This is a genomic window from Pseudomonas cremoricolorata DSM 17059 = NBRC 16634, assembly GCF_000425745.1.
GTDB classification, from domain to species: domain Bacteria; phylum Pseudomonadota; class Gammaproteobacteria; order Pseudomonadales; family Pseudomonadaceae; genus Aquipseudomonas; species Aquipseudomonas cremoricolorata.
The window spans coordinates 48,333-59,958 of record NZ_AUEA01000009.1 but is presented as its reverse complement, the minus strand read 5'-3'; the positions used below and the strand labels follow the sequence as shown (position 1 = coordinate 59,958).

Sequence of the window (11,626 nt, the reverse complement as noted above, 5' to 3'; positions counted from 1 at the left end):
CACTTCACGCCGCACCCAGCGGCGGCCGAATGCCTTTACGAATGTTCCCGTCTTTAAAGAGGAGCGCGCTGCATGACCGTGATCAAGCAGGACGACCTGATTCAGAGCGTCGCCGATGCCCTGCAATTCATCTCGTACTACCACCCCGTCGATTTTATCCAGGCGATGCACGAGGCCTACCTGCGTGAAGAGTCGCCCGCCGCGCGCGATTCCATCGCCCAGATCCTGATCAACTCGCGCATGTGCGCCACCGGCCACCGGCCGATCTGCCAGGACACCGGCATCGTCACCGTGTTCGTGCGCGTTGGCATGGACGTGCGCTGGGACGGCGCCACCCTGAGCGTCGACGACATGATCAACGAAGGCGTGCGCCGCGCCTACAATCTGCCCGAGAACGTCCTGCGCGCCTCGATCCTGGCCGACCCAGCCGGTGCGCGCAAGAACACCAAGGACAACACCCCGGCCGTCATCCACTACTCCATCGTCCCTGGCGACAAGGTCGAAGTGGACGTGGCAGCCAAGGGCGGCGGCTCGGAAAACAAATCCAAGATGGCCATGCTCAACCCGTCCGACTCGATCGTCGACTGGGTGCTCAAGACCGTGCCGACCATGGGCGCCGGCTGGTGCCCGCCGGGCATGCTCGGCATCGGCATCGGCGGTACTGCCGAGAAAGCTGCGGTCATGGCCAAGGAAGTGTTGATGGAATCCATCGACATCCACGAGCTCAAGGCCCGCGGCCCGCAGAACCGCATCGAGGAAATCCGCCTCGAGCTGTTCGACAAGGTCAACCAGCTGGGCATCGGCGCCCAGGGCCTGGGCGGTCTGACCACCGTGCTCGATGTGAAGATCATGGATTACCCGACCCACGCCGCCTCGCTGCCGGTGTGCATGATCCCCAACTGCGCCGCCACCCGCCACGCGCACTTCGTGCTCGATGGTTCCGGTCCGGCCGAGCTGGAAGCGCCGTCGCTGGACGCCTACCCTGAAATCGTCTGGGAAGCAGGCCCGAGCGCGCGCCGCGTCGACCTCGACAGCATCACCCCGGAAGAAGTCGCCAGCTGGCAGCCGGGTGAAACCATCCTGCTCAACGGCAAGATGCTCACCGGCCGTGATGCCGCGCACAAGCGCATGGTCGAGATGCTCAACCGTGGTGAAGAACTGCCGGTCGACCTCAAAGGCCGCTTCATCTACTACGTCGGCCCGGTCGACCCGGTCGGTGACGAAGTGGTTGGCCCGGCTGGCCCGACCACCGCGACGCGGATGGACAAGTTCACCCGGCAGATTCTCGAGCAGACCGGTCTGCTGGGCATGATCGGCAAGTCCGAACGCGGCCCAACCGCCATCGAAGCGATCAAGGACAACAAGGCCGTGTACCTGATGGCCGTCGGTGGCGCTGCCTACCTGGTGGCTCAGGCGATCCGCAAGTCCAAGGTGCTGGCCTTCGCCGAGCTGGGCATGGAAGCGATCTACGAGTTCGAGGTCAAGGACATGCCAGTGACGGTTGCCGTCGACAGCAAGGGTGAATCGGTGCATATCACAGGTCCCGCGCTGTGGCAGGGCAAGATTGCCCAGAGCCTGGCGGTGGAAGTGAAGTAAGCCGTCTCGCACCCTCCGAACGCCCGGCCTTGGCCGGGCGTTTTCATTGGGCATTACCGATGTCCGTCCCCTACTGACAATTCTGTCAGTACCGCACGATCAGGCTCACCGATACGCTCATTGCCTACATCAGCAAGGAGCAATGAGCATGTCACCCCCCAAAGACTTAACTGCCAACCCCGAGCACTGGCTGGCTGACTTCAGCATTTTCCTGACATCGCGCAGCGATCGCGTGCTCAACAACGGACACCAGCAGATCGAAGTGACGCTGGTAGCCGCTGCGGCAGATGGACAGGTAATCAGCGATGAGCAATTCGAGTCGTTCGGCCTGATGTACCAGAGCGCTAGCGGAGAGTGCGTGCCGATTCCGCGGGACGATGACACGGCAGACTGGTTCTATCGCACCCGACACGACGACCGCTATGACTACTACCCGTCAGGCGCGGACATGGCCGTGCCAGTCGCACCCTTCCGTGCGGATGGCACCGTACGCAGCAAACGCCTGTATGTGCATTGCCGTGCGGCTGATGGCCAGAGCATTACTGTACTCGGCACGGTGCAACCAACCTCAGGCCAGCGGATGGTTACCCCAGAGCCTTTGCAGCAGGAACTGATCGCCGAACAGTCGCCCAACTACTGTTTCCCTCAGGACTACGAATGGCAGCGCAAAGTCCGCATCGGTGAGCGTCTGTTCGACAACTCCGTAATCCGTGACTCGGACGCCCTTCTGGAGTTTTCGCTACGCCCCAAGTGGGGTGGTTTTTCCAGCGCCAGACTGGTCGTAGCGCCAACCGCTGCACGCCAGGCAATGCCTTCGGACCCGCAACCATCGCTCGGCGCCATGCAGCCGAGGGTGGGCTTTGCCCTGCCAAATACGTCGACCATCGTGTATCCGAGCGGCGTGCACGCGACGACTGCCGATCCCGATCATTGGGTGACGCAGCCCCTCACCTCGACCACTGACCAACTGGTGATCGTGGTCCAGCCGCAGCCCTGCCCTGACAGTACGCTCGACGATCGAGCTCAAGCCCAGCCGCAGACGATCGAAGCACGCGACCGACAAGGTGCTCTGCATCTTCTGAGCGTCAGGCCAAGTCTGGATACTCGCTTGGATCTGGAGGTCAGCACTGTCCATTCGGTCGGCAGCCATGCCATCAGCAACATCAGTTTTCTTCGAGTCGCGGGCCGCGGGCTGGCTGCCGATGCGGCGCCGTGCAGGTTGTACGCCAACGGTTCGCAACAGACCTACGTGGACGTGATCATCGAGGCCGTGGATCAGTACGGTATTCCAGTCACCATCCCCGACAGTGTCCTGGCCGGGCTGGAACTGATCGATTACAACACCGGCTCGAGGATGCCACCCGGTTATGGCGTCAGTCGTACGCAAAGCCGGATCGACCTGCGCTTCAGCTACTACCAGAATCAATTCATGGCTGGCGAGTCGCTGCCCATCAGGCCCAATGCGCAGGTCATACGGTTTTTCTACAAGACCTACCAAAGCGCCAATGTTCGGGTCGCCGCAAGATTGATGATCGACGGTAAAACCTACCACAGCCATGACCACACGCTGCCGCCAGGCGACGGTAAGACCGTGGCAGGAAGGTCCAACACCTCAGCCATCATCGAGCCGCGCGCAGTCGATTACGTCTACAACCGACCAGGTGACTTCAGCCTGGTGCGTCACGATGCCGGCGATCACCGCAGCGACGGCGTCAGGGATATCGACCGGTATCACCTGAGCTTCCAGAGCCCCATTGCGCATCGCATCGTGTATTACCCCCAATCGCAAAGCCTGAGGTGGGACTACAACGGCAAAAACATGACCAACTGGATCTTCTGGAGCGCCTTGCTGGGCCAGTCATCGGTTACCGCAGCACGGCTCGATATCTCGCAGCCGCTCAATACGCCGAATGAAGGCGTCAGTCTGTTCCGCCTGCAACTCGACCGAACCTGGATCGAAGGTGAATCCAATCGCGACTGGAGTTACATGTGCAACGTTCAGGACGAAAACGGCAACCACCACTCAGTCTGGGTCGCCGTGCGATACCGCATGAATGTCATGTGGCTGACCGACTGAACTGAGCGTGCATCCGCTTGCAGCCCGTTTCTTGAACTTACTCCAGGTGAATCGCCCCATGAACACCCTCGACAATCCGCAATTCTGGTTACAAACCTTCCGCCTCGAGCTGTCCTCAGCCAGCAGCAACCTGTATGGCAATGCCCGCCAACAGGCCGAGATACGGCTGATTGCCCATGTGCATGCAAGCCAGCCAGCGCTCACTCCCGCGCAACTGGCGAGCCTGACCCTGGTCATGGAGCGATCCGACGGTTTGTATGAGCCTCTGCCCTTCAATGGCCCCGGCGCTCTCAACTGGTGGCAGACCTCAGAACGAGATACACGCTTCGACCTCATGCCAGGGCCGCTCGCTGAGTCGCCAACGAATAGTGCACCGCCCCCACCGGCGAACAAACTGATGTACGTTTCGACCTCACAGCCCGGTGGCAGCAGCGTCAGACTTCGTGCGCGCATTCAGAAAGACCAGAACACGGTCTACTACACCGATATCGCCAACGGGTTCGACAGTCACGTGTCTTTAACTACCGTTCGCCCGCCCTATTTTGGCGAAAACGATTACGAGTGGCAGCAGACCATCAGGGAAGGCGACATCAACAATGTCTTTCTCCATGAATACTCCCTGCGCCTGAAAACACTCGGCCTGTCCACGCAATCGCGAATGGAAGTGCCGGGAATGATTCGCTGGCACACCAACACCCTGACGGAAACCTACGCCACCTATGTCGGCATCGCGCTGCCGGGCGACAAGACCGTGCGATACAACACTGCGATCGACGTCGGTGACCGCTTCACGCCCAGCCCCCGCGCCAAGACACCCGGCAGCGACTCGATGGTGGTGGTGCTCAATGGCGCAGACAACATTCCCTTCAACAGACCAGGACTGAGCCATGCAGGCCCATGCTCGATCAGCCTCGTGGACCGTCACGGCAACGATCATCAGGTGTTGCTGCGCTTCGAAGAAGGGGGCAGCGCGCTGGAGCGCCGCAGCAGAATCACCGTGAGTTACCCGACAACGGATGAATCAGCGATCTGAGCTGTCTGCACGCCGCCAGATGCCGCTCAGGCCCCTGGCGGACTCATCAATGGATAGAGGTCGCATGCGATGTCCCTGTCAATTCCGCACGATCTTGCGCAAGCGCCCGCGCCGCTGAACGCAAGCAGCATCCATACCCAAGGCCACAACTTCCTGCATGCCGTGCAGTCGAGCGTCGACCCACGCACAGGCCAATTCAATCTGGGTATCAACTTGCCCTTGGGAGAGGCCAACGACCTCGCTGGCCCTACCTGGTCGTTTTCCCTGGGCTACAGCGCCATGTCGTCACAGCACGACGAGGGCTTCGGGCTGGGTTGGTCGCTGCAATACAGCCAGTTGACCGTGATCCAGAACGTCTGGACCCTGCGTCTGTCTTCGGGTGAGCAGTTCTCGGTAGACCTGGCCAATTCCGATCTCGGCCCAGGGGGGCTGCTGGCCTTCCTCGATTACAAGCTCAAGGCCATGCAGGTCAGGGTGTGGGCTGACAACGACTCTGCCGGGGAAATCGGTTTTCGCATCCTGCACAAGACTGGAGAAACTGAATTCCTGCGTCGCGTCGGACGCAGCGGTAGCCAGTACGTGTTACACGAACTGCGCAGCCCCGAGGGTCGTAGCCTGCATTTCGACTGGGTGCGCGCCAATGATGTTCTACACCTGCAGGCAGTACGCGACGGGCAGCGAACACTGGCGCGCTACGACAGGCAGCAGCGTGTCCTGACCCTGGAGCCGGGCTCTTCCGAGCAGTCACAGTTTCAGTTCATCCTGAGCAATCAGGAGTTGACGCGGTTGGTTGTCCCGGAAATCAATGACCCCTTCACATTCGGCTACCTCGATCAGGCGGTAGGCAATCAGCGCTTGCGTTTGCCTACACAGGTTTCCGGGCCGCTTGGGGCAACCGACCACGTCAACTGGAGCCAGACCCTCGAGGCGTCTCACCGTCTGCCCAACAACGCGCCAATCGCCTACATGCCGCGTGTGACGAGTTGGTTGCACACAGACGGCCCTGGCGCATCGGCGTTGCTGCGAACCTATGGCTGGGTCGGTTCGAACAACTATCTGGGCGGCGCAAGCCCGCAAGGTTTCGACTGGGAGTTGGGCCGTGACTCGTTGTATCGGCTCGGCAATCGCTATGAATACCAGTGCATCGAGTACCAGAGTGCTGGCGACCTGGCGCTACTGCAGGCGTTTCAGCTCAGCGAACGAAACACCGAACAGGGTGCGCGGAACGATCTGGATGCCCTACTGGCTGAGCACAGGCAACGGGGCGTCGTACCCAGCACCACCATCACTCGGACCTGGGACCGACATCACCTGCAAATTCGCGAGGTCACCGTCAGCGGCGATTGCGAAACCCTCCAGGAGACGGTGTATGGCGTCGATTATGACCAACCTTGGCTGGCGCAACCCCCTCAATGCCAGTTACCTCACCTCACTTGCACCACCTACATCGATCACACGGCAGGCAGCCGCTGCAGTGAGGAAACCTCCTACACCTACGATGTGTTTGGTAACACCCTGCAAACCTCCTTCCCTACTGGAGTGCTCGAGTTCAACGACTACTATCCTGCCTCCGGCGAGCTGATGGGTTGTCCCGTCGACGCCTCGGGGATGGTGCGGTATCTCAAGTCAAGAACGGTGCATCCCGCACCGGGTTGCCCCGGTGATGCGCCGGTTCTGCGCACACGCTATGAATACGAGGCGTTGGCGTCGTTGATCGACGGTGATCCGGATCATGCGGTGGTCTGCCTGGAGGAACTGGTGGATGTGCGCAGCGACACGGTTCTGGAAAGCACCTCGCAAACCTACGAAAGGCAGGAGAAGACCCACTACGGCCGACAACGACTGGTGCTGAGCACCTTGAACGGCCTGACCACCACTACCCGCTACGACTACCGCGTGGTACGCGCACCTGGGGCGCCTGCGCTGCTCGAAACCCGCACACAGATCGATGGCTTCGAGAATACCGAGGTGAGCCGATCGGCCAGCGCAGACACGCGCTCGCTCATCACCGGACTGACTCATTCCGACGTCAGTGCCGATGGCAGCCAGACGGTGTATGCCTACGATGCGCTGGGACGGGCAGTACGTACGGTGATCGCCAGCGGCACCGACTACGAAACAGCCCGGACCTGCGCGTATCACCTGGACGACGAGTTCGTCGCCGAGCACGCCACACGCCTGGGCGATGAACTCGAAGCTCATGTGGCACTGGAAGAAACCGACGCTACCGGCCAGCGCAAACGTTCCTGGCTCGACGGCAGCGGTCGCCTGGTGCTGATGCAACTCGAAGACCTCGACCACCGACCAGGCGTGTTCCGCGACATCAAGCGTATCCGCTACGACGCCTGGGGACGCGTGGTGGAACAACGCTCCCAGGACTGGTCGCCCGAGGGCGATCTGCTGTTCAGCCTGACGCAGACCACCGACTACGACGAGTGGGGCAACGTCTGTCGCCTGACCGCCCCAAGCGGCGTGGTCACGCACACCCGCAATGATCCGTCCCGGCGCTGCATGGAGCATTGGCAGCAAAGCCCTGGCGGCGCCCGGTCGGCCAGGCAACTCACCACCCTGAATGTCGCTGGCAGCCCCGTTCAGAGCGTGCTCTACGACTCCCAGGGACAAAGCGTACGCACCCAGGATTCCCTGCGCGACGGACTCGATCGGCTCATCGAACAGCGGGTCACTCCACGCGATGGCGGTGCCCAGGTCACGCGTTTCGAGTACGACCACTACGGGCGCATCTGCAAGCGTCATCAGCACTTCACCGAACAGGATCGACCGCGCGTCCGCACGGTCGCGTTCACCTACGCCGCGCACAGTGACGGTGACCATCCCGAATCCATTTCCACTGCCGTGAGTGTCGGAGAACAGCCATGACGTCCCTATCAGCCATGACCGATACCCTCCTTGGCAGACAGACCTTCGACGGCCTGGGCCGTCAACTGACCGTCGAGGCCGGGGGTCGCGTCACTGCCTACCACTACCGACCGGCGCAACTGCCTCCCTGCGCCAATACATTGGCCAACGGCGAGCGGGTCGACTTCACCTATGTCGCCGCGCTGCACAATGCCATCGCAGCGATTCTGCCAACCGGCGAGCCGGCCAACCAGTTCAGCTACCACCCCAAACTGGGCATGGTGCAACGCAGCGAAGGTCCATTGGGCAGCCAATTGATGACCTACACGGCCAGCGGTCAGCCTGAAAGCGACACTTGGCAGATCGACGGCGTGGAGCATGTCACGCTCTGGCAGTACAGCCTGGGCGGACAATTGCTCGGTTATGTCGATGCCGACGGTGCAGATCATCGCCGCGCCCACGATGCCCATGGCCGGCTGTGCCAGATCGTGGTCGGTGAGATCCGCTGCGACATCACCTACGACGAGTTCTCTCGGCCCTGCACGTACACCACGCTCGATCAGGTTGGCGGACGCAGCGTAGTGCAGGCCATCGACTACGATGATCTGGGCCGTGAACACCGCCGTCGTTTCACTGCCATCGCCGATGGCATCACGCAGACCTCGGTACAAACGCTGACCTACACCGACCTGAACCAAGTCAGCACGCGACACTGGCAGGATGATGTTCACACCGGCCAGGAAACCTTCGGCTATGACCTGCTAGGCCGTCTGAGCCTGTATACCGCCGATGCCGCGATCGCGCCTACCGATCCATTCGGTAACCGGGTCGTCAGGCAGGTGTTCTCCCTCAACGCACTCGATGGCTATGAGCAAATCGTCAGCACCTTCGCCGACGGCAGCGAAGACTGCGCTACCTATACCTACGACAACTCGCTCGATCCCTGCCAAGTCAGCGCTATCGGCCATACCCACGCAACCTGGCCCTCATCGATTCGCCTGAACTACGACGCCTGCGGTCGCCTGGAAAGCGACAGCCTCGGCCGCACAGTGAAATGGGACGCGCAGGACCGGGTGACTCAGGTCGAGTATCGCGGCCAGACATGCCGCTATGGCTACGATCCCAGTGGCAATCTGTGCGACCGTACGGTGGACGGGGCGCTGGCACGTGGGTTCTTCAGCGCCGGACAGTTGACCCATGAGCAACGCGGCGCCCACACCCTTCGTCCGCTCGGCGATGGCGGTCAGTTGCTGGGACTGGAGCGGCTGCGGGATGGCGTGCGCCAGGGCAATGTCACGCTCTATGGTTGCGATGCGCAGGGCAGCGTGCGCGTCGAAGCCGAGCGACAGCTACGTGCGCGCCGCTACACCGCCCACGGCGCCGAGCACGACGCACCACCGCTCGATGGCATGCAGTTCGGATTCGCCGGTGAGCGTCGTGAGCCGCTGACCGGCTGGTACATTCCCGGCGGCTACCGCCCATACGATCCACTGCTGATGATCTTCCTCGCACCGGACAGCACCAGCCCGTTCAGTCGTGGAGGCCTGAACGCTTACGCTTACTGCGCAGGCGATCCGGTGAATCGTATCGACCCGGATGGTCACAGCTGGTGGACATGGGTCATCGCCGGCGTCGGCCTGGCCCTGGGCGTGGTGGCCACCGTGGCGACCTTTGGTGCAGCAGCCCCGGCGTTCGCGGCAGTGTATGCCGGCGGAATTTCGGCCCTGACCGCCAGTGGCGCGATGGCCATGGGCGCCGCCACATTGGGCGCTGTGTCACTGGGCACCGGGATCGCCTCCACCGTACTGGAAGCGGTGGACAAGGATTCCAAGGCGGCCAGCATTCTGGGTTGGATTTCGCTGGGCACAGGCCTGTTGGGGAGTGGGCTGGAGATGGCGCCCAAAGCTGCATCCTCCATGGCAAAGATTGGGCGCCGTGCAGGCAAGCTGATGAACAAGACCCGCACAAGTACGCGAAGTACCAAGCTCACAGGTAAGGCCGGAACGAGTGTCAGCCTGCCTGGCAATGACCAACCCATCGAAGTTGTCAGCTTTTATCCCAACTACGATGGCAAGAAGACCCCCGCTTTCATCACCCACGGCGATCAGCATGGCAACTTGATGGATCTGGAGGGCAAATTCGTGCCGGCTGAAACCCTCGCCCAGGATTTGATCGGCCCAGAAATCGTCGACTATGCAATGGCAGGCAAAACCAATCCGGAAGGCCCGCTGGTTCTGATCGCTTGCCATAGCGGCAACTCAGGGGCAGCGCATCGCGTCAGCAATACCTTAGGCATACCGGTAATCAGCCCGCTGGGTGAAGCGCAGGTCCCAAGGTTTTTTGACACCCAACAAAGCATGCTTCTTGGTCAAGGCTATGGTCGGATACTCTCGAAACGCTCGACGCTGCCCCGCCACCTGCAGGGCAAACTCCCAAGGCAGGAGTATGTCGACGCTGTCTGGAATCTCTTCCTGCCAGGTGTCAAGTAGGGTGCGCGGCAGCGGTGGTCACAGCGCGAACTGATCCGGCCAATCGCGCCGAATCAAAACCTGGCCCACGTCTCGCACGCGGCGGACAGCGCCGATATCCAGCAGGGTGAACAGCCATTGGCTACTCGCTGGGCTCATGATGCTGCTCTGCGCGACTACACCATCGGCCGGCATGCCATAGTCCGGCGGCACGTACAGGCCGGCGCAGCCGACGTTTTCGTCCAGCGCCGGTGACCACGGCGCCAGGCCCACGGTCGGGCTTTGCAATACGGCGATCTGGTTCTCCAGCGCCCGCGCCTGGGCGCCGATGCGTACCCGGTGGTAACCGGCCTCGGTGTCGGTGCAACTGGGCGCCAGAATCAGGTCGGCGCCCTGCTCGGCCAGGCGCCGGGCGAGCATGGGAAATTCGTTGTCGTAGCAGATCAGAATGCCCAGTCGGCCGAGTGCCGTCTCGAACACCTTCAGCCCGCTGCCGGCGCTGATGTCCCACTGTTCCTTCTCGAAGCGGGTCATCATCAGTTTGTCCTGATGACCCAGCACCCCTTCCGGCCCGAACAGCCACGCCCGGTTGCGATAGCGCCCATCGCCGTCGAGCACCGGCAGGCTGCCGGGTTGCAGGTACACCCCATGCTCGCGGGCGATGCCTTCACACAGCGCCAACCAGCGTGGAATCAGCGGCTGGATGCCGCTGATCGAGCCGTGTAGATCACCGCGCTGCGCAGCGGGCAACTGGCCACTGAGCACCAGCCCGGCGTACTCCGGCAACAGCAGCAATTGTGCCCCGCCGTGCACCGCCTCGGCGCACAACGCCTGCAGATGCTCGGCGTAGGCGTCCCAGGTTTCCAGCAATTCGATGGCGTACTGGCACGCCGCCAGGCGGATCATGCCGGCAGGGCCTTGAGCCAGAACGACATGATCTTGTCCGACTCCTCGGCCTCATCCAGATCACGCCATGCATAACGTGTGCGCAGCGAGGGTTCGTGAAGAAACCCGCGATTGCGCCAGAAGCCTTGCAGTGGTTTGTAGTCGGCGGGGCGCAACGGGTGGCCGGAGGGCCGTTCCACGGCGCAGAAGGCGCAGTAGTCGAACTCGGCCAGCTTGTGTGCGTACGACTCGCGCTCGATGAAAAAGCGCACGCCCAGGCCCTGGTTGCGGTACTCCGGCAGCACCAGCGACTCGCCGAAGTAGTACACCGCGTTGGGGTCGCGGCCCTGGTCGAGGAACGGCTGCTGGAACTCCGGCACTTGGTCGACCAGCGGCAGGCCGGTCGAGGCGCCGACCACCTTGCCGTCGTCCAGCGCCAGCACCAGCAGGCTGCGCCCTGAGCGGGCATAGGCGGCCAGATAATCGGCCTCGTAGTCCAGCGAGCCGTCGTAGAGGTAGGGGAACTCGCGAAACACCGTCAAGCGCAGGCGAGCGAGGTCATCGATGTAGGGCGCGATCGCAGCGCCGTGCAACAGGCGGATTTCCATGCGAAGAGGTCGTTTTGTCGATGTGGATGACGCGCTCGGCTAAGCCGGGCCTGAGGGGAAACCCTATCATCCGGCCAACGTCGATCCCTTGCCCCTACACGAC

At 62.1% G+C, this 11,626-nt stretch carries 7 protein-coding genes; 5 read left to right on the top strand and 2 right to left on the bottom strand.

Annotated elements, in window-relative coordinates; translation table 11 throughout:
• The first annotated feature begins 72 nt into the window (after positions 1–72).
• The 5 genes from H618_RS0111570 to H618_RS0111550 all read left to right on the top strand — a co-directional run bounded on the left by H618_RS0111570 (position 73) and on the right by H618_RS0111550 (position 10,051).
• Positions 73–1,596: a fumarate hydratase gene (locus tag H618_RS0111570; RefSeq protein ID WP_028695224.1), complete on the top strand. Its 1,524-nt coding sequence runs from the start codon at positions 73–75 to the stop codon at positions 1,594–1,596.
• 148 nt (positions 1,597–1,744) lie between these two features.
• Complete coding sequence (locus H618_RS0111565) at positions 1,745–3,673, top strand: hypothetical protein (protein ID WP_028695223.1); 1,929 nt, start codon at positions 1,745–1,747, stop codon at positions 3,671–3,673.
• 58 nt (positions 3,674–3,731) lie between these two features.
• Complete coding sequence (locus tag H618_RS0111560) at positions 3,732–4,706, top strand: hypothetical protein (RefSeq protein WP_028695222.1); 975 nt, start codon at positions 3,732–3,734, stop codon at positions 4,704–4,706.
• A 69-nt stretch (positions 4,707–4,775) separates the two neighbouring features.
• The gene (locus tag H618_RS0111555) at positions 4,776–7,583 is read left to right on the top strand and encodes an RHS repeat domain-containing protein (protein WP_028695221.1); all 2,808 of its coding nucleotides are present in this window, start codon (positions 4,776–4,778) and stop codon (positions 7,581–7,583) included.
• Positions 7,580–10,051, top strand: a complete 2,472-nt coding sequence (locus H618_RS0111550; RefSeq protein ID WP_081673765.1) for an RHS repeat domain-containing protein — start codon at positions 7,580–7,582, stop codon at positions 10,049–10,051. The genes H618_RS0111555 and H618_RS0111550 overlap by 4 nt, the downstream gene beginning before the upstream one ends.
• 18 nt (positions 10,052–10,069) lie before the next feature.
• Here H618_RS0111550 and H618_RS0111545 read toward each other — a convergent pair whose 3' ends face one another.
• Together H618_RS0111545 and H618_RS0111540 are read right to left on the bottom strand one after the other, a co-directional pair.
• Positions 10,070–10,936 carry a carbon-nitrogen hydrolase family protein gene (locus H618_RS0111545; protein WP_028695219.1) on the bottom strand — a complete coding sequence of 289 codons (867 nt, stop codon included), beginning with the start codon at positions 10,934–10,936 and terminating at the stop codon, positions 10,070–10,072.
• Entirely contained in the window at positions 10,933–11,523 is a 591-nt protein-coding gene (locus tag H618_RS0111540; protein WP_028695218.1) for a GNAT family N-acetyltransferase, read from the bottom strand. Before H618_RS0111540 ends, H618_RS0111545 begins: the two co-directional genes overlap by 4 nt.
• Between the last annotated feature and the right edge of the window lie 103 nt (positions 11,524–11,626).